At 41.1% G+C, this 20026-nt stretch carries 19 protein-coding genes; 9 read left to right on the top strand and 10 right to left on the bottom strand.

Going from position 1 to position 20026, the window contains the following annotated elements; translation table 11 throughout:
* Window positions 1–102: 102 nt before the first annotated feature.
* Window positions 103–831 carry a 30S ribosomal protein S2 gene (rpsB, locus tag PTRA_RS10910; RefSeq protein WP_011328694.1) on the bottom strand — a complete coding sequence of 243 codons (729 nt, stop codon included), beginning with the start codon at window positions 829–831 and terminating at the stop codon, window positions 103–105.
* Window positions 832–1060: 229 nt separating this feature from the next.
* Between rpsB and map the strand changes: the two genes are divergently transcribed.
* The 3 genes from map to dapD all read left to right on the top strand — a co-directional run bounded on the left by map (window position 1061) and on the right by dapD (window position 5415).
* The gene (map, locus tag PTRA_RS10915) at window positions 1061–1888 is read left to right on the top strand and encodes a type I methionyl aminopeptidase (protein WP_257720831.1); all 828 of its coding nucleotides are present in this window, start codon (window positions 1061–1063) and stop codon (window positions 1886–1888) included.
* Between the two features lie 68 nt (window positions 1889–1956).
* Window positions 1957–4575 carry a [protein-PII] uridylyltransferase gene (gene glnD, locus PTRA_RS10920; protein WP_058373791.1) on the top strand — a complete coding sequence of 873 codons (2619 nt, stop codon included), beginning with the start codon at window positions 1957–1959 and terminating at the stop codon, window positions 4573–4575.
* Between the two features lie 9 nt (window positions 4576–4584).
* Window positions 4585–5415 carry a 2,3,4,5-tetrahydropyridine-2,6-dicarboxylate N-succinyltransferase gene (gene dapD / locus PTRA_RS10925; protein ID WP_058373792.1) on the top strand — a complete coding sequence of 277 codons (831 nt, stop codon included), beginning with the start codon at window positions 4585–4587 and terminating at the stop codon, window positions 5413–5415.
* A 115-nt stretch (window positions 5416–5530) separates the two neighbouring features.
* Here the strand turns inward: dapD and PTRA_RS10930 are convergent, their stop codons facing one another.
* From PTRA_RS10930 to pspA, 9 genes are all read right to left on the bottom strand, one after another.
* On the bottom strand, window positions 5531–6508 hold the full coding sequence (locus tag PTRA_RS10930) for a hypothetical protein (protein ID WP_058373793.1): 978 nt from the start codon (window positions 6506–6508) through the stop codon (window positions 5531–5533).
* A gap of 255 nt (window positions 6509–6763) precedes the next feature.
* Window positions 6764–7108: a 4a-hydroxytetrahydrobiopterin dehydratase gene (locus PTRA_RS10935; protein WP_011328700.1), complete on the bottom strand. Its 345-nt coding sequence runs from the start codon at window positions 7106–7108 to the stop codon at window positions 6764–6766.
* Window positions 7109–7147: 39 nt separating this feature from the next.
* Window positions 7148–7945, bottom strand: a complete 798-nt coding sequence (phhA, locus tag PTRA_RS10940; protein ID WP_058373794.1) for a phenylalanine 4-monooxygenase — start codon at window positions 7943–7945, stop codon at window positions 7148–7150.
* 238 nt (window positions 7946–8183) lie between these two features.
* Complete coding sequence (megL, locus tag PTRA_RS10945) at window positions 8184–9365, bottom strand: methionine gamma-lyase (protein ID WP_058373795.1); 1182 nt, start codon at window positions 9363–9365, stop codon at window positions 8184–8186.
* 157 nt (window positions 9366–9522) lie between these two features.
* On the bottom strand, window positions 9523–10548 hold the full coding sequence (locus tag PTRA_RS10950; RefSeq protein ID WP_058373796.1) for a TIGR01620 family protein: 1026 nt from the start codon (window positions 10546–10548) through the stop codon (window positions 9523–9525).
* On the bottom strand, window positions 10545–11966 hold the full coding sequence (locus PTRA_RS10955) for a YcjX family GTP-binding protein (protein ID WP_058373797.1): 1422 nt from the start codon (window positions 11964–11966) through the stop codon (window positions 10545–10547). Before PTRA_RS10955 ends, PTRA_RS10950 begins: the two co-directional genes overlap by 4 nt.
* Window positions 11967–12029: 63 nt before the next feature.
* Complete coding sequence (gene pspC / locus PTRA_RS10960) at window positions 12030–12431, bottom strand: envelope stress response membrane protein PspC (protein WP_011328705.1); 402 nt, start codon at window positions 12429–12431, stop codon at window positions 12030–12032.
* Window positions 12428–12661 (bottom strand): envelope stress response membrane protein PspB, encoded by a 234-nt coding sequence (gene pspB / locus PTRA_RS10965; RefSeq protein ID WP_011328706.1) that lies wholly within the window; start codon window positions 12659–12661, stop codon window positions 12428–12430. Before pspB ends, pspC begins: the two co-directional genes overlap by 4 nt.
* A gap of 85 nt (window positions 12662–12746) precedes the next feature.
* Window positions 12747–13406, bottom strand: coding sequence for a phage shock protein PspA (gene pspA, locus PTRA_RS10970; protein ID WP_041454499.1), 660 nt, complete (start codon window positions 13404–13406; stop codon window positions 12747–12749).
* Between the two features lie 185 nt (window positions 13407–13591).
* On the opposite strand from pspA, the gene pspF reads away from it, so the two are divergent.
* From pspF to PTRA_RS11000, 6 genes are read left to right on the top strand one after another with little or no spacing between them, the layout of a single operon-like run.
* A complete protein-coding gene (gene pspF / locus PTRA_RS10975) occupies window positions 13592–14674 on the top strand; it encodes a phage shock protein operon transcriptional activator (protein WP_058373798.1) in 1083 nt (360 codons plus the stop codon).
* A 48-nt stretch (window positions 14675–14722) separates the two neighbouring features.
* Window positions 14723–16330 (top strand): ABC transporter substrate-binding protein, encoded by a 1608-nt coding sequence (locus PTRA_RS10980; RefSeq protein WP_058373799.1) that lies wholly within the window; start codon window positions 14723–14725, stop codon window positions 16328–16330.
* Window positions 16330–17364, top strand: a complete 1035-nt coding sequence (locus PTRA_RS10985) for an ABC transporter permease (RefSeq protein WP_058373800.1) — start codon at window positions 16330–16332, stop codon at window positions 17362–17364. Before PTRA_RS10980 ends, PTRA_RS10985 begins: the two co-directional genes overlap by 1 nt.
* The gene (locus tag PTRA_RS10990) at window positions 17351–18244 is read left to right on the top strand and encodes an ABC transporter permease subunit (RefSeq protein WP_011328711.1); all 894 of its coding nucleotides are present in this window, start codon (window positions 17351–17353) and stop codon (window positions 18242–18244) included. Before PTRA_RS10985 ends, PTRA_RS10990 begins: the two co-directional genes overlap by 14 nt.
* Window positions 18245–19237, top strand: a complete 993-nt coding sequence (locus PTRA_RS10995; protein WP_011328712.1) for a peptide ABC transporter ATP-binding protein — start codon at window positions 18245–18247, stop codon at window positions 19235–19237.
* On the top strand, window positions 19237–19998 hold the full coding sequence (locus tag PTRA_RS11000; RefSeq protein WP_011328713.1) for an ATP-binding cassette domain-containing protein: 762 nt from the start codon (window positions 19237–19239) through the stop codon (window positions 19996–19998). The genes PTRA_RS10995 and PTRA_RS11000 overlap by 1 nt, the downstream gene beginning before the upstream one ends.
* Window positions 19999–20026 lie beyond the last annotated feature (28 nt).

The raw sequence follows: 20026 nt of genomic DNA on the forward strand, positions 1-20026 counted from the left end.
AGTAATTCCTCAAATCTGAATCAGGTTTAGATAAGCGGGTTACCCGCTCTACAAGAATAGCAAGTCTTCACCTTTAAAAGATGAAGACTTGAAGACAGCTAATTACTCAGCTTCTACGAAATCGTCTTTTTCAGCTTGAGCAACAAGTGTGTTCTCACGGCCTTCAGTGATCGCAGTTGCAACAGCGTTAGTGTAAAGACTTACCGCACGGATAGCATCATCGTTACCAGGTACGATGAAATCAACGCCATCTGGGTTCGAGTTAGTATCAACAATTGCAACAACCGGAATACCTAGGTTGTTAGCTTCACGGATAGCAATGTGCTCGTGGTCAGCATCAATAACGAAAAGCGCGTCTGGAAGACCGCCCATGTTCTTGATTCCGCCAAGGCTCTTTTCAAGCTTTTCCATTTCGCGGTTAAGCATTAACGTTTCTTTCTTAGTTAACTTCTCGAAAGTACCGTCTTGGCTTTGTATTTCAAGGTCTTTAAGACGCTTGATTGATTGACGAACTGTTTTCCAGTTAGTCAACATGCCACCTAACCAACGGTGGTTTACATAGTACTGGTCGCTTGCGATTGCAGATTCTTTCACTGCTTCGCTTGCTGCACGCTTAGTACCAACGAAAAGAACTTTACCTTTGTTTGCAGCAGCACCAGATAAAAACTTAAGTGCAGTGTTGAACATTGGTACAGTTTGCTCAAGGTTGATGATATGTACACGGTTACGTGTGCCGAAGATGAAAGGCTTCATCTTAGGGTTCCAGTAACGTGCTTGGTGACCAAAGTGAACACCAGCTTGAAGCATATCGCGCATTGAAACGTTTGCCATTTTATAGATCCTCTATAGTTGTTTAGGGTTAGGCCTCCACATATCCCATAGCACCAACACCGAAGTATTTAAACTTCTAATGCACCCAAGTGTATGTGACGATACGTGTGTGTGTTAAAATAAAATTGTGTTTGCCTTAAATACAAAAAATCATTAAAGAATTTATTTGTAAAAAGACGGCGCGCTTTATACCATATTAAAATTAAATACTCAACATCGCGTGCAAAAATTGTGCGACGATAAATGTTCAAAACTCAACTTTGGAGCTTCAATGAGCGCTATTATTAAGACCCCTGAAGAAATAGAGAAAATGCGCGTAGCTGGGCGCTTAGCGGCAGATGTACTTGAAATGATCGGCCCATATGTAGTGCCGGGCGTGACCACCGATGAGCTAAATACAATTTGTCATGATTATATTGTTAATGTGCAACAAGCAATCCCTGCTCCATTAAATTATCATGGTTTTCCAAAATCAGTTTGTACCTCAGTAAACCATGTTATTTGCCATGGTATTCCAAACGAAAAGCCATTAAAAGATGGCGACAGTATTAATATTGACGTTACCATAATTAAAGATGGCTACCACGGCGACACGTCTAAAATGTTCCATGTTGGTACTCCTAACATTCAAGGTAAACGCCTTGCAGAAGTGACGCAAGAAAGCTTATACCTTGCCATTAAAATGGTAAAACCAGGTGTGCGTTTAGGCGATATTGGCGAAGCGATTCAAAAATATGCCGAAAGCTTCAACTACTCAATTGTTCGTGAATACTGTGGCCATGGTATTGGCGCAGGGTTTCACGAAGAGCCACAAGTAATGCACTATGGCAAAGCAGGTACTGGTGAAGTATTAAAAGCCGGTATGTGTTTAACTATTGAGCCTATGGTCAATGCGGGCAAACGCCAATGTAAACTCCTTAAAGATGATTGGACTGTGGTTACACGTGACCGTAGTTTGTCAGCCCAGTGGGAACATACTTTGTTAGTAACTGAAAATGGTGTTGAAATTTTAACGCTACGATCAGATGATACAATCGACAGGATCATTGAGCATTAAAATACCCGTTCAACTTGATAGCTATTTATTTATCAAAATGAACTCGTATAAATAAGGAATCAGCCCCGGTGGCATTACCCAACAAAGTAAAAAAGTTGCTTAGCGACGCAGAGCAACTGAGTGATTATCGCGATTGTTCTAGCTATTTTTATAAATGGCTTTTTAATGAGTTTTCTAAACAACCGGTTGGTAATTTAATTAATGCCAGGGCTGAATTCATAGATCGTTTGCTGATCAAACTGTTTCATGTTTATGATTTGGCGCACGAACCCGACCTAGCACTTATAGCCGTAGGTGGTTATGGCCGAGGTGAGTTGCACCCCTACTCCGACATCGACTTTTTACTGCTAGTAACACAGCAACCAAACGCTGAAATTAGCGAAAAAATAGGTCAGTTTGTTACCATGCTTTGGGATCTCAATTTAGAGATTGGCCACAGTGTTCGCACTATAGCGCAAGCCATAGAGCAAAAGCGTGAAGACGTTACCTTTGCCACCAGCTTATTAGAAAGCCGGCTTATTTTTGGTAATCATATAGAATTTGAAAAGCTAAAAAACCACATAATTGACACGCCAGTGTGGCGCTCAAATGAGTTTTTTTTAGCCAAAGTACAAGAGCAACATTTACGCCACCGAAAATGCCACGGCACAGCGTATAATCTCGAACCTAACATAAAAGAAAATCCCGGTGGCCTGCGCGATCTGCAAACCATTATTTGGGTTGCTAAAAAGCACTTTAGAGCAGAAACCCTACAAGAGCTTATTAGCCATGGCTACCTTACCCACGAAGAGTTTCAAGAGCTTTCTGAATGCCTAGAAAACTTATGGAATATTCGTTTTGCGCTGCATTTGGCTGCAGGGCGCTCAGAAAACCGCTTACTGTTTGATCACCAACCGCAAGCCGCCGAAATTTTGGGCTTTGGTAGCGATGGTAAATCGTCGGTTGAGCGCATGATGAAACGCTTGTTCAGAATAATGAGCCGCGTACGTGAGCTAAACCTGATGCTGCTGGCGTACTTTGAGCAAAGTATTTCGCCAAAACACCATCAACCCATTATTCAAGAGCTTGATCGCAATTTTGAGCGTATTGGTAATCAAATTAAAGTAAAAAGCCCATCGGTATTTTTTAGACGCGATCAGCTTTTCATGTTATTTGAGCACATTGCCGACAACCCAGAAATAACGCATATTTACCCCAGTACTATTCGCACTATTCGCCAAGTGCGCCGCCGTTTACTAGGCGACTTACAAGATTACGCCGCCTGTCGCGAAGCTTTTTTACGTCTTATAAAGCACCCTAATGGTATGGGCCGTGCGTTTACCTTAATGCATAAACACGGCATGCTTGCCGCTTATTTACCACAGTGGCGAAACATATTTGGGCAAATGCAATTTGACTTATTTCATGCCTACACAGTAGATGAGCACACCCACAGATTAATAAATAATATTTATCAGTACTTTGATAAAACCGGTGTTAGCGAATTCCCTATTTGTAGCGAAATAGTCACTCGTATGGATAAACCTGAGCTGCTTTATTTAGCGGGTATATTTCATGACATAGCCAAAGGCCGTGGTGGCGACCACTCAGAGCTAGGCGCTGTTGACGCACTGGCCTTTGCAAAGTTACATGCCTTTTCTGTCGCCGATGGCAAACTAATCGCATGGCTAGTTAGTAATCATTTACTTATGTCGGTTACCGCACAACGTAAAGACATAAACGACCCTGGAGTTATTAAAGACTTTGCCACGCGAGTAAAAACAGAGCGCCAACTTGATTATTTATATTGTTTAACGGTTGCCGATATACGTGCCACCAACGATAACTTATGGAACGATTGGAAAAACACCCTGCTGCGTGAGCTATATTTACATACGCAACACGCACTGCGTTTAGGGCTTGAAAACCCAATGGATCAACGCGACCAAATTCGCGACAAAAAGCATCAAGCTAAACAGCGACTCCTCAACTTAGGCTACATGGAAGACCAAATTGATTTAATTTGGAGCCGCTTTAAAGCCAATTACTTTACCGCCTTTAGCGAACAACAAATTTCATGGCACAGCCAGCATTTAGTTAATAGCCAAGATTTAAGTCAACCGAGTGTTATCGTATCAAATAAAGCGATGCACGGTGGCACCCAAGTATTCGTATACAGTCCTTACTCTGGGCCTTTATTTGCTCGCTTAGTGAGTGTAATTGGCTCTAAAAAGGCGCAAATACAACACGCGCAAGTGCTTACCACCAAAGATGGCTATGTGCTCTTTAACTTTGTTATTTTAGAAGTAAATGGCGAGCCAATTGCCAGTGGCAGAGCACAATCAATTAAACGCGCCCTAGAGCAAGCCTTGTTTGACCCGCGTAAAAAAATTCGCTTTAAAAAGAATCGCTCGCAACGCTTTAAAGACTTTAATATAAAACCTAAAATTGTGCTGCGCCCGCATCCGCGTAAAGATCGCAGCCTAATTGAAATCCAAGCAATTGATATACCCGGCTTATTGACTAAAATAGCCGAAGTTTTTCAAGCACACTTATTACACATACACGCTGCGCGTATCACCACAGTGGGGCAGCGCGCAGAAGATTTCTTCGTGGTCTCTAATAACGAGTACCAAGCACTTACAGACGAAGAACAAGCCAAAATTCATCAAGCATTGCGTAAAAAACTCAACGCAGAAACCGAATAAGAGGACACTATGTCAGATTTAAAAACGATGATCGAAAACGCCTGGGATAACCGCGATAGCATTAGCCCAAGCACAGTATCTGTTGAAGTAAAGCAAGCCATTATTGACGCGCTTGACCTGCTAGACAGTGGCGCAGCACGCGTTGCTGAAAAAATATCGGGTGAATGGGTAGTACACCAATGGCTTAAAAAAGCGGTTTTACTGTCGTTCCGTATTCGCGAAAACCAAGCAATGGACGATGGCGTAAATCAGTTTTACGACAAAGTACCACTTAAATTTAGCGACTACACGCCGGAGCAATTTAAACAAGGCGGCATGCGCGTAGTGCCTAATGCTGTTGCGCGTAAAGGCAGCTTTGTAGGTAAAAACGTAGTACTTATGCCATCGTATGTAAACATTGGCGCATACGTTGACGACGGCACCATGGTTGATACATGGGCCACTGTAGGCTCGTGTGCACAAATTGGTAAGAACGTACACTTATCAGGTGGCGTAGGCATAGGCGGTGTTTTAGAGCCATTACAAGCTAACCCAACCATCATCGAAGACAACTGTTTTATCGGCGCTCGCTCTGAAATTGTTGAAGGCGTAATTGTTGAAGAAGGCGCGGTAATTTCAATGGGCGTTTACATCAGCCAAAGTACCCGTATTTATGACCGTGAAACCGGCGAAATTCACTACGGCCGCGTACCAGCAGGCGCAGTAGTAGTCCCTGGCGCACTACCTTCAAAGGACGGTAGCCACAGCCTTTATGCTGCAATTATAGTGAAAAAAGTAGATAAGCAAACTCGCGAAAAAGTAGGCATCAACGCCCTGCTTCGCTCAATTGATGAAGAATAGCTAGTAGGTTGGGCTGAGTGCAACGAAACCCAACTACACTTTAAAGTTAAGTGTTTTAGCTGAACTTTAATTGTATATTTAAAAGCTCTAGACCATTAGTCTAGAGCTTTTTTGTTTAAAAATTTAAATCCATTACTGATGTATATTTAGTAGTTAAATTATTCATCTCTTCTGCTGTATTATTTGAATTAATCAACTTAATTAGCTCTTTAAGTTCTGGAATTACACCCTGTTGGAAATTAAACTTATCTTGGTATGTTTTTAAGAATTCAAGGGTACTTAATAACTCTTTCACTTTTGTACTTTCACCAATAAAGTAACCTTTATCGTGGTGAAAATCTGTTATCTCATCAAACATTGAATTTAAATATGAGTAACCAATATGGTGGTTTTTTATTTTTTCACTTGAATTAGTAATTAGATTAGTTATCAAATTAACTTTGATTATGAGCTGAGTTTCTATCCTTGATGATAAATATTTTATTTTTTCATCTAAACTCCCTTCTGATAAGTTATGAAATAACTCTGCTTTAGAAAACCCAATTAAGCATTTGTCGCCGTATATTTTGGAATCCAAGCACCTTTCAATAACCTTCTCAGATTGTTCTATTCTTTTGAAAATATGTTCTTCATGGGCGCTTTGCTGCATAAGTCGAATTTGTTCTTCTGTTGCAGAAGCTTGCTTTTCATTAGCTGCTATTAATTTTTCAGTCAATACTCGCTGTTGCTTAGACTCATCTACTTGCAGCTCAAATGACTCTTTCGCTATTTTTTCTTGCTCTAAATTATTTTTTGCAGTTTCAGAAGCACTTTTGGCTGAATTAGCTAACTCTCTTTGCTGTAAAGCTAATGAATATATTAATAAAACCATTGTAAAAAAAGTAAGTAATGGATTTAAAACCCCACCGAAAAAATCCCCCATAGCTCCCCATTCACCTCTATTGGCAGGAGGTTTAAACCAAGAAAAAGTGCTGTTATATGTGTAGAAAGCCAAAAATGTTGCACCAAACACTATTAAAAGAGTTAGTGCTATAGCTACTTTTGAATTATTTTCGATAAATTTAAGTAGTTGATTCTCTGTTTTTTCGTTCATGTATATCCTTATAAATTTGTATTTATCTCATATTTAATAATGAGAGCGCATTTTAGTCTAGCTTTTAAAGAAATAGCCAAAAATTAAGTTGTAAGCTAAATACTATAAATAGCTAAACCATAGGGTTTCGCTTCACTCAACCTACGCCGATAAAATTAACGCCGAGTTACAGCTCATCGATAGCTCGCCCTCCCTAAAAAGCAAAAAGGCACTTAAAAATAAGTGCCTTTGTTGGGTTGCTCAATTAGTTTGGTATTACAGCGCGTTAAATACGTCATCTGTTTTAGCTGCGCAAATAAAATCGTTTTTGTGTAGGCCTTTAATTGAATGGCTCCACCATGTAACCGTTACTTTGCCCCACTCGGTTAATAAACCTGGGTGATGGCCTTCGTCTTCAGCCATGTCGCCTACTTTGTTAGTAAACGCGATAGCTTGTTTAAAGTTTTTAAATTTGTAAACACGCTCAAGCTGCATAATGCCATCGCGTACTTCAGGTACCCAATCAGGGATTTTGGTAATTAATTGCGCTAGCTCTTCGTCTGATACTTTTGGCGCATCGGCATGACAGGCTTCGCATTTTTGTGCACTTAATGAAGACATTTTAAATCCTTATCTTTAGCGTTACTTTTTATATTAAAGTTAACTAGCTAATTTTTCTTTTGGTGAAAATTTTGGGTCGTGTAAGCCAAGTTCTTTTGCTTGTTCAACCAAAGCCATTATATCCATTTGCGATATATCAAACAGATCATGAATCGAATTTATGGTGTAGTACTGTGGTTGCATAATATCAATTCGGTACGGGGTACGCAGCACATCTAATACACTCATTGGCGTTATTTCTGGCGTGTTTGAGTATACATACTGGGTTTCTCCTGGGCTTGATAAAATACCACCGCCGTATATGCGCAAACCATTATCGGTTTGCATTAAACCAAATTCAACGGTAAACCAGTACATACGCGCTAGATATACACGATCTTTTTTCTCTGCCGCGTAGCCAAGTTTTCCGTACTTATGCGTAAACTCTGCAAAATCAGGGTTAGTGAGCATAGCGCAGTGACCAAATATTTCATGAAACACATCTGGTTCTTGTAGGTAATCAAACTCATCACGGCTACGAATAAAAGTCGCTACCGGAAATTGCTTGTTGGCCAGTAACCGAAAAAACTCATCAAAGTCGATAAGTGCCGGCACTGGCGCTACTTGCCAGCCGGTAGTGGCTAGCAGCACTTCGTTTAGTTCACTAAGTTGCGGAATACGATCGTGTGGCAAGTTTATTTTTTTTAAACCTTCCATATATTCGTCACAGGCTTTGCCTTCAATGCACGCAAGTTGGCGTGCTACGAGCTCAGACCAAATTTTATTTTCTTCATCGCTCCAATGTATAACGCCATTTTCATCTGGTGTTTTGGAGGTGTATTTACTTGCTTTAGCCATTAGTACCTTCTTTGGGGTTAACCCGAAACCGGTGTCAGGGTGATACCCAAGTAACTTGGATACCGATTGCAGCCATACTATGCAAAAGTGAACAAAAGTTTAATAGCTTGGGCTACATCTGTATTAGCCACGATCAGTCATCTTGTACACTTAAAATTACATGCTAGTAAATAATTCAAAACAACCTAGCAGGTACAAGCTTTAAAAGCGGACTTAACCGTACACAATTAAATACACTCTAAAAAATTTGAGTGAATGCCTGATGAAGATCATCAACAATATCGTTAACATCTTCAAGTCCAACCGAAAGCCTAATTAATCCATCGCTAATACCTGCAGCGAGTCTTTCCTCTGGTGTGTAAGGTGAATGGGTCATAGAGGCTGGATGCTGAATAAGTGTTTCAGCGTCGCCTAAACTTACGGCTATTGTACAAAGCCTCATACTATCAATAAATTGCGCCCCCTGTTGCAAGCTACCTTTTAGCTCAAAAGCAATTACACCGCCTGCCGCTTTCATTTGTTTACCAATAAATTTATATCCAGGGTGCGACTTAAGCCCAGGATAGTAAACTTTGCTTACTTGTGGGTGCGCTTCTAAGTATTCGGCAATTATTTGCGCGCTTACGCAGTGGCGCTCAATTCTTATGGCGAGGGTTTTTAAACCTCTATTAATAAGCCAAGCATCGTGCGGGCTTATAGTGGCGCCAATATCTTTAAGCACCGTCATTTTTATTAGCGTTATATGCTCCATAGATCCACATACAATGCCGGCTACCACATCGCCGTGGCCGTTTAAATATTTGGTAGCACTGTGTACTATAATATCGATACCGTACTGCTTAGGTGATTGGAGTAATGGCGTTAAAAAGGTGTTGTCGACCACGCTAATTAAGTTGTGTTGTTTAGCAACGGCACCAATTAATGCTAAATCGATAACCGCCATAGTGGGGTTAATAGGCGTTTCTACAAATATCATTTTTGAATTAGGTTTAATCGCAGCACGCAGTTCATCCTCGTTGGTCATATCAACAAAGGTGACTTCTATTCCCCAGCGCGGCAACATGTGCGAGAAAAACGCAAAGGTACACCCATATAAAGCACTCGATGCAATTAAATGATCCCCTTGCGATAAAAAGCTAAGTACTGAGGCCGATACCGCCCCCATACCGGTTGCCGTTGCTGCAGCCGCTTCACAGCCCTCTAATTGCGCTACTTTTTGCTCAAGCTCGCTAGTAGTTGGGTTGCCTAGGCGGGTATAAATATAGCCCAGCTCATCGCCTGCAAAACGTGCTGCACCCTGCGCGGCATTTTCAAAATGAAAAGTTGAGGTTTGATACAAAGGAGAAGTGAGTGCGCCGTGAGGGTCGTTTGCTTTTTGTGGGCCGTGAATACATTGGGTGTTTATATGATGCTTGCTCATTGAATACTCTCTTATTTTGATTGTTATTGGGTATTAGCCTTCAATCAAAACGTATGGGCATTCAAAGCACAAGCATCCCGGATGCTCAGATGGCTACTTGTGCACTATTTATACTTTTAGCTGTACATAAATATTGCCAAGTGTTTTTTAATACTGCTTATTCAGTTGTCTCGGGCTTTTTACGGCTAATAATTTTACTAGCAATATTTTGTACCGTACTTTTTAATAAATTGCGTTTATTTTCAAGCCGAGGTAATGGGCGGCTTAATTCCATTGCTTTGTAGCCAATGCGCGCGGTAAATATACCGGCACTTAAGCCCTGTGCTGCTCGCCCCGAAAGTTTACCTAATAACTCGGCGCTTAGTGCGGTTGCAGCTAAATCAGAAATAAGCTCGGCACTGCCCACAAACATTACTTGCTTTATTAGCATGCGGTACAATTTTATGCGACTCGCGTAACCAAAACCAATCCCGTAAATCTTCCCTATTTGTTCTATTAACTTAGTACCGCGCCACAGCACAGCCATCATATCCACCAGCGCCAGCGGGCTAAGCGCAACCAGTAACGCCGACTCGGTTGCAAAGCGATTAATGAGCTTTTTAGCTTGGGTGTCTTGCGTTATTAATAAACTATTGGCGTATAGCGTCATTATTTCTTTATCGCTGTGGTGCGTTGCAACTTGATTTTTAAAGGTTTCAAAGTTATCGAGTTGCTGGTGTTTATTTAGTTTTTCAAGCCAAGGCAGTGCGCCGCCTACTTGTTCGCTATTTAACAGTCTGTCGGCTTCATGGCGATATAACTGGTTACGTTTTAAACTGCGCAGCATTCGGTATTCGCGCCATAATAAACGCCCTATTAGCAACACCCCACTCACTACAGCGGTTAAATATATACTGCCTAAAATAATCGACTGCTGAAAAGCCAGTACCAATGAAAAAGCAAACTCTAGCAATACCAGCACCATAAAACTAACAACAAAAATGCCTTTGAGCGTTTGCCATTTTGACTTTTTATATACTGGCGCTAGGTCAATTTCTGGCTCTAGCATTTCGTCATTATCTTCTTGGTAATCACTTTGCCCATGCTCAATTATTTTTGCAGGCGCTAATACAGGCTCGTTTTGCTCCATACTCTGGGTATGTATACGACGCCCTGCTTGAAACTCTTGGTTTGATTCACTCATGCTAACTTGTCTCCTAACAGGTACTGCATCACATGATCTAATCGAATATGTTTTAACTGCTTATCTGGGCTTGGCATTGGCGAAAACGATAAAAATTCAAACCCTTGCGCTGGCCATTCACTTTTATTAAGCATTCTATTAGGCGGCTGTGGCGGTAAGTAGGTTAGCCAATCAGGCTCGTTAAGTGGCTTGCCGTAAATGCAGTCTAGCGTTTGGCCTTTGTCGGTTACTTGGCGCGGTTGTGTTGCGGTAATTGACGACATAGCCATGGTTTCTATTTGCACACCATCAAACTTTAAATGATTACTTTGCTCGTGTACTAATGAGTCGAGCAATAGTGCTAAGTCTTTATGATGCTTAGCGGTTATATGATCTGATTTATTAGCGGCAAATAATATTTTATCTATATTAGGTTTAAATAAGCGTTTAAAAAAGCCCGATTCGCCATAACTAAAGTGCGCCAATAATTGATTAATAACGCTACTTTGCTCTTGCAAGGTTGCATGCCCTTCGTTTAAGGCACTAAGTACATCTACTAATACTATTTGGCGATCAAAATGGCGAAAGTGTTCGTTATAAAAAGGCTTTACAACTTCTTTAACGTAGGCGTTAAAGCGTTTAATTAAATGCGCTAAGTTAGAGCCTGCAACTAGGTTATTACTATTTATCTCACCCGATACTGGAAAAAACAATAGCAATGGCGCGCCTTGTAAATCGCCTGGCATTAACATGCGCCCAGGTTGTAGCATGGCAAGTTTGGTGTCTTTTTTAAGCCCTATCAACATGCTTTGATAAAGCTGTGCAATATGCGCAAGTGCGCTTTCATCTACCGGCGCATTTAAGTCGAGTTGCTCAACGGCTGTTAAAAACTCACTTGAGGTATGCACCCGCAAATGCTGCGTTAATAGCGGATATTGCAGCTCGCACCACTGTGCATAACTTTGCTCCAGCATAGGTAAATCAAGCAGCCACTCGCCGGGGTAGTCAATTATATCTAAATAAAGCGTTGATTGCGGTGAAAAATGGCCACGCAGCCCAGCATTACTTTGATACTTAATAGCTAAACGCAGCGTATTTATGCGCTCGGTTGAAGGCGGCCATGTTGGCTCGCCGTCACTGGGGAGTAACGCATTTAATGCTCGAGTATAATTAAATGTGGGCACTTTAAGCGCCTCTTGCGGCACTACTTTAGTGGCAATATGGCGGCGCTCGCGCATTACATCAAAAAAAGGCAGGTTTTTATCACTCGCTTGGCTTGTTAAGTGTTTAACTAATGCGGTAATAAACGCTGTTTTGCCGCTGCCACTCAAACCTGTTACAGCCAGTTTTACATGCTGATCTAAGCTGCGATGCAATGCTTTTTGTGCTTTGCCTTTAATACTGGTAAAGGTCTTTTTTGCAAATGAAGTACGACTCATAATGGTTTAGCACTTAGCACTTCACTTACTGTTTAATGTGTAGTTGCCGTGCTATTAAATCCTTTAAAGTTTGTTAATTTCACGGCTCACCGTAAATTCAGTAGAAGTAACATAGCGTTCTATATTTTGTAGGCGCGTATCTACGCGTGTTAAACGCTCTTTTAAGTCTTGCAATGCGCGGCGCGGTGGCTCGCCTTTTTGCCATACTTTAAATTTTACTTCTAGCGGATCGCCATAGTTAGTAGAATTTGTTTTATAGGCGCTAGTGGGTTCTTTTTTATCTAAAATAAACCAGGCTGCAATATACGCTACCACAAATAAAGGGCCGCCAGTTAGTAATACCGCACTAACAAATATAATACGAACTAACCATAATTCCATATTAAAATAATCGCTTAGCCCAGCGCATACGCCGGCTATTTTTCCGCGCTGCGGATCTCTTAATAATTCGCGTTTGGTACTCATACTTTACGCCTCCACTGTGGCGACTCTTGATCAAGTAATGCTTCGAGTGTTTCGACTCGATCAGCCATTTTTTCGGCTTTTTGAGCAAGCTCTAACAACTGGCGATGCTCGTGTTCACTTAACCCTTGGCTTACTTGTTTTTTGCTACGATAGTGTAAAATTAGCCACAAAGGCGCGACAAAAATCATAAATAAAATAAATGGTGCTACGAGTATTTCTGGATCAAACATAACCCTCTCCTGACTATCCGTATTGATGTTTTAAGTAGGGGCACATGGGCCCCTTATATTATTATTGGTATGCGTTAGCTATACGTTACTTATCTGCTAACTTCTTTTTAAGCTCTGCTAACTCATCGTCTACTTTTTCGTTTTTTTGCAGTTCGGCAATTTCATCTGCTAAGGTTTTTTTGCCTAAATCGTACGACTCTATTTGAGATTCTAGTCCATCTATTTTAGTTTCGTAACGCTCAAAACGATTAAGTGCATCTTCTACCTTTGAGCTATCAAGTGCTTTTTTAACTTCAAGGCGCGACTCAGCCGAACGTTGACGTAATATAATCGCTTTTTGACGAGCTTTAGCATCTGCTAGCTTTTCTTGTAGCGTGGTTACTTCTTGTTGTAACTTTTCGATGTGTGAGCCTACATGCTCAAGTTCACCCTCGACTGAAGCTACAGCTTCGGCTGACTTTTGCTTTTCGAGTAAAGCGGCACGTGCTAAATCGTCACGATCTTTGCTTAGCGCTAGTTCAGCTTTGTCTTGCCAATCATTCATTTGCGCTTTAAGTGTATCAACGCGACGTACTAATTCTTTTCGCTCAGCGAGTGTTTTAGCTGACGTAGAGCGAACCTCTACCAAGGTGTCTTCCATTTCTTGAATAATCAGACGAACCATTTTTTCTGGGTCTTCTGCTTTATCTAAAATGGCATTGATATTAGAATTAACAATGTCTGCAAAACGTGAAAAAATTCCCATAACATTTACCTCTATAATTTAAACTTAGTTTGTCTGCTATAACTGTATCAATATGCTTGCCAACTTTATAAAAGTTAAAATACATAATTTATTCATAGAGTTAAACTCAAATTACAAATTACTTTAGTTATCTCTCATTATGAAATACACTAACTGTTAGTAAAAATGACTAAGAGTTAGGAAATATGAGCCAATATCGCCAACAAGATAACTTACTCGGCCAATCTGATAGCTTTTTATCGGTACTTGATCAGGTATCGCAGCTAGCTAACCTAGATAAACCTGTGCTTATTATTGGTGAGCGTGGCACAGGTAAAGAGTTAATTGCAGCACGTTTACACTTTTTATCTAAACGTTGGGATCAAAACTATGTAAAGCTCAACTGTGCGGCGCTTAACGAAAACCTGCTCGAAAGTGAATTATTTGGCCATGAAAGTGGTGCTTTTACTGGCGCTAGCAAACGCCACGAAGGCCGCTTTGAACGTGCAAACAGCGGTACTTTATTTTTAGATGAATTGGCAAACACCTCCGAAATGGTACAAGAAAAACTGCTTCGCGTAATAGAGTACGGTGAATTTGAGCGTGTCGGCGGTAAACAAACAATAAAAGTAGATACGCGTTTAGTGTGCGCTACTAACGAAGATTTACCTTATTTAGCACAGCAAGGTGAGTTTAGAAGCGATTTGCTCGACCGCCTGGCTTTTGATGTAATAACCCTTCCCCCCCTGCGTGAACGCCAAGGCGATATAATGCTGCTTGCAGAGCAGTTTGCAATGAATATGGCGCGCGATTTAGAGTGGCAATTGTTTAGCGGTTTTACCCGTAGCGCCACAGAAACACTGCTGAGTTATGATTGGCCAGGTAATATTCGTGAGTTGAAAAATGTGGTTGAGCGCAGTTTGTATCGCCATGGAAGTGAACAGATCCCCGTTCATCAGATTATTTTAGACCCATTTGAAAGCCGTTTTAGGCCAAAACCACGGGTAAAGCCTGCTGCTTTGATTAATAACACTAGCATTCCTGAGCCAGCGGTTGCCGCAGCACCGGTTGCTCAAGCAGCACCAAGTACAGCGGCTATTAATACTGAATTTCCGTGTAGCTTAAAAAAACTCTCTAACGACTTTGAAATTTTAATGATTAACAAAGCCTTAGAACATAGCCAATTTAACCAAAAGAAAACTGCAGAAGTACTGGGTTTAACGTATCATCAATTACGTGGCTATCTGAAAAAATATAACTTGCTATACCCAAGCGACACCAAGGGGTGAGTTTCTGTTTACTTAGTTATAGTTCAATAATAGTTAGAGGTTACGCAGGTGCATAAATTATTACTTGCTTTGCTATCAACCAGCCTTATAGGGTGCATAGATAGTAAAGAAGAAATCTTAAAAGAAAAAAACCAAGGCTTAGTTTATTGCGCTGAAGCAAACCCTGTGTCGTTTAATCCGCAGGTAACTACAACAGGCTCAACTATAGATATTATTGCCAATCAATTATACGACCGCCTAATTAGTATTGACCCTGTTACAGCTGAATTTCAAAGTGAATTAGCCACCGATTGGAAAACGAGTAAAGACGGTAAGTCGGTTACTTTCACCTTGCGCAAAGGCGTAAAATTTCATACCACGGCCTATTTTACGCCGTCGCGGGATTTTAACGCCGACGATGTTATTTTTACTTTTAGCCGCTTATTTGATGTTTATAATCCGTATCACTTTATTGGCGATGCTAATTACCCTTACTTTCAGAGCGTAGGAATTGATCAGCTTATTCGTAAAATTGTACGTGTGTCTGACTATCAAGTACGATTTGAGTTGTTTAATGCCGAAAGTAGCTTTTTAGCCAATATGGCCACCGATTTTGCGGTTGTATTGTCACAAGAATACGCCATGCAACTAAAAGCCAGCGAACAAACTAATTTGTTTGATCACTACCCAGTTGGCACAGGCCCGTATATTTATAAAGAGTATAGGCGCGACCATTTAGTACGTTTTTATAAAAATCCAGCCTATTGGAAACACGACGTGGTACTGGAGCAATTGGTTTACGACATTACCCCTAACGGCACCACGCGTATAGCTAAAATGCTCACCAAAGAATGTGATGTAACCGCTCATCCAAGTAGCGCGCAATTGAGTATTTTAGCCCAGCGCGACGACATTAATGTAGAAAAAGAAACCAACTTAAATATTGGCTACTGGGCATTTAATACTGAGCGCCCTCCTTTTGACGATATACGAGTACGCCAAGCACTCGCCCATGCAATTGATGTAGATAAAATAATGCAGGCGGTATATTACGGCAATGGTATTCGCGCTCAATCAATTTTACCCCCCACCTCGTGGGCGTTTGAACCACAAGCTAACATTCCAAATTTTGACCCAGCTTTAGCCAAAAAATTACTTATTGAAGCAGGGCTACCTAATGGCTTTAACATGAACATTTGGGCCATGCCGGTCAGTCGTATTTATAATCCTAATGCCCGTAAAATGGCCGAGCTAATGCAAAGCGATTTACGTAAAATAGGGGTTAAAGTGAGTATTATAGAATACGAATGGAATACCTTTATTCAACGTGTTGGCGAGCACCGACATGACAGCGTACTGCTTGGCTGGGCTGCTGATACGCCCGACCCTGATAACTTTTTTAGCCCTTTGCTAAGTTGCACAGCCACTTTTAGTGGTAAAAATGCCGCAAATTGGTGTAATCCACAATTTGACTCTTTACTTAACCAAGCGCTCAGCACAACCGATATAGCAATGCGCAAACAGTATTATGATGCCGCACAAAGCATGATTATCAATGAGCTGCCTTTAATACCAATAGCTCACGGCATGCGTTTTCAGGCAAGCAGTGCTGATGTAGAGGGCATAACGCTGGGGCCTTTTGGTGCTATTTCGCTTGCTAATGCGAGGAAAAAATAATGCGATTAGATTATATTTTACGCCGCATTGGTTTATTTGTTTTTATGGTATTAATGCTTAGCGTTTTTACTTTTTTGCTGAGCTTTTTATTTCCTGGCGATGCATTAAGTAATTTAAGTGGCGTTCCCAGCAATAATTTTGCGCAACATACCCAGCTAGAAGATAAGTATTTATATAATAGTAATTATTTTATGCAATATATCGCTTTTTTAGGGCGCATATTGCAAGGTGATTGGGGGCTGTCGTTTGCCTCTGGAGATAGCGTATTTTCGCAAATACTCGACTTAATACCTGCCACACTCGAGCTTAGTATATACGCGCTGTTTGTTTCGGTTGTTATTGGTGTTCCTACGGGCATATTAGCCTCTGCTTATTATAAACAATGGCCCGATAAGCTTATTTCCTCTACCACTATGATAGGCTATTCCATGCCTATTTTTTGGTTAGCATTATTACTCATTATGCTATTTTCATTACAACTGGGTTGGTTTCCAATGTCGGGAAGAATGAGCTTACTCTATGAAATACCACCCACTACAGGTTTTATTTTAATTGATATTAGCTTGGCAAGCTTTCCGTACCAGGGCATGGCTTTTATTGACGCCTTACACCACCTTACCTTGCCTACCATAGTATTGGCTATGTACCCCACTACGGTATTGATACGCTTTACTCGCGAATCTATGCTTAAAGTAATGGATCAAAACTTTATTAAAACAGCGCGCGCAAAAGGCCTTAATCGCAGGCAACTTATAATGCACCATGCGCTGCGTAATGCATTGTTACCGGTAATTAAGCAAATTGGTTTACAATTTAGCACGCTTATTACGCTGGCAATGATCACTGAGATTATTTTTTCGTGGCCTGGGATTGGCCGCTGGTTAATTGATAGTATTTATCAGCGTGATTACCCCGCTATACAAGGTGGCTTAATGGCGGTGTCTTTATTTATTATTTTTGCCACCATCATCGCAGAGCTAATTTATACTCTATTCGACCCACTCTCACGGAACCAAGCTCATGGCAAAGTTTAACTTATTTTCTGAAGAGTCGAATAAATCGCCCCTAGCACGGCTGTGGCGAAAATTTAAAACCAACCACCCTGCACTTGTTGGTTTATGGGTGTTTATTGCTTTTGCTTTACTGGCTGCCAGTGCGCCTTTTTTAGCCCCTTATGGGGTTAATCAGCAGCATAGTGATGCCTTACTTATTCCGCCATCGTGGCGCGAAATGGGTGACGTACGTTTTCTTTTAGGCACCGACGATTTAGGCCGCGATGTACTTTCTAGATTAATGAACGGCGCAACGTATACATTTGGCTTGTCAATTATTGCAGCGTTTTTAACCACTGTCATTGGCTTACTCGTAGGCACTTTCGCTGGTATTAGTCGCGGGCTTCGCTCCAGTTTTTTAAATCACTTACTGGATATAACGCTTTCTATTCCGTCGTTGTTGCTGGCAATTATTATTATAGCCATATTAGGCCCTGGTTTAATGAATACCGTATGGGCAATTATTTTGGCACTGCTGCCGCAATTTATTCACTCTATTCGCAACCTAATTGTCGATGAGCTGAGTAAAGATTACATCACCGCTTATCGGCTCGATGGCGCCTCTAATTGGCATATATTGTCGCGAGGGATTTACCCCAATATATATGAATATATAGTGGTTATTTTTACCATGGCGCTCTCTACTGCTATTTTAGATATAGCCGCTTTAGGATTTTTAAAATTAGGGGCGCAACCACCTACAACCGAATGGGGCGCAATTTTAGCCGAAAACCTCGGGCTTATATATTTAGCTCCCTGGACTGTAGCCCTACCAGGCGTACTGTTGTTTTTAGCTGTACTGTCAACAAACTTAGTAGGCGATGGACTTCGCCAAGTTTTACAAGCGCGTAAGGCTGATTAAATGCAATTACTTGATGTTCGAAACTTAACCATTGAATTACACACCTCTGAAACCGTTATTAGAGCTGTAGACAGAGTGAGCTTTAGTTTAAAAGAAGGCGAAGTACATGCTTTAGTGGGTGAATCGGGTTCTGGTAAAAGCTTAATCGCCAAAGCAATTGTAGGAGTGCTTAATGAACGCTGGGTAATAACAGCTGATAGAGTGCATTGGCGCGGGGTAGACTTAATGCGTTTAACCCCAGAGCAACGCCGAAAAGTAGTGAGCCAAGATATAGCAATGATTTATCAAGATCCGAGTCGCTGCCTTGACCCAACCGCTAAAATATTTGATCAAATAGCCGAAACTTTACCTGAAGTAGCAAGTAAAGGGTTTTTCTTAAAGCGCAATCGCGAGCGCAAAGACAGAGTAAAAGCACTTATTCATAAAGTAGGTATTAAAAACCACGAAGAAATACTTAGCAGCTATCCCCATGAGCTTTCAGAAGGGGTGTGCCAAAAAGTAATGATTGCCATGGCAATTGCGCGTACGCCAAAATTATTAATTGCAGATGAGCCCACCACCGCACTTGAAAGCACCACCCGTGCACAAGTATTTAGATTGTTAAAAAGCTTAAATCAGTTAAAAAACATGTCTATTTTAATGATTTCTCACGAGCTAGAAGAAATTGTTAACTGGTCGCATACTATTCATGTTTTATATTGCGGACAAATGGTAGAAGCAGGCCCAACGCATCGTATTTTTAGCCAGCCACGCCACCCTTATACACAAGCACTACTAAAAAGCCTACCCGATTACGAACATGGTTTGGCGCATAAAGAGCCTTTTTACGCGCTTAAAGGCACTATTCCTACGCTGCAACATTTACCAATTGGTTGTCGACTAGGGCCGCGTTGCCCGCAAGCACAAAGAGAGTGTGTTATTGCGCCAAAGCTAACCAAACACCAAGGGCATAGTTATGCGTGTCATTTTCCGCTGATCAAGGAGATGAAATAGTGCAACCCTTACTAAAAGTACAAGCATTATCAAAAAGCTTTAATTTACGGGCTGGATTATTTAGCCGAAAAAAATTTGCGGTACTTAAAAATATTTCGTTTAGTGTTGGTAAAGGCGAAACCATAGCCATAATTGGTGAAACGGGTGCCGGGAAAAGCACCCTAGCAAAATTACTTGCTGGAGCCGATAGCGCTGATAGCGGGCAAATTTTACTCGAAAACAACATAATCGAAAATAACGGTATTCGCGATCCACAATGTCGCCATATCAGAATGATTTTTCAAGACTCAGCAACCTCGCTAAACCCGGCACTGACTATTGCCGACATGCTCGATGATTGCCTGCAATTTAATACCGATTTTGACAAACAACAACGCGCCGAAAAAATTGACAGCACCATGTTAAAAGTCGGGTTGTTAGTAGATCATCAACAATATTACCCGCACATGTTTAGCATAGGGCAATTACAGCGTGTAGCGCTCGCTCGCGCGCTTATATTAGATCCTAAGGTTGTTGTGCTCGACGAAGCACTTTCATCTTTAGATCCCTCTGTACGCGCACAAATAGTTAATTTATTACTTAAGCTACAACTAGAAACCGGATTAACCTATATATTAATAACCCATCATCTTAGCTTAGTACGCCATATTAGCGACCAACTGGTCGTGTTAGAGCGCGGCGAAATTGTTGAGTACGGCCCCACCGAAGCGATATTCCAAAATCCCCAATCGAAAATAACACAAAAATTATTGAGTTGTTGATGAGGAAGCTCAAAAAAAACTAACATCA

The sequence above is a fragment of the Pseudoalteromonas translucida KMM 520 genome, assembly GCF_001465295.1.
Lineage (GTDB): Bacteria > Pseudomonadota > Gammaproteobacteria > Enterobacterales > Alteromonadaceae > Pseudoalteromonas > Pseudoalteromonas translucida.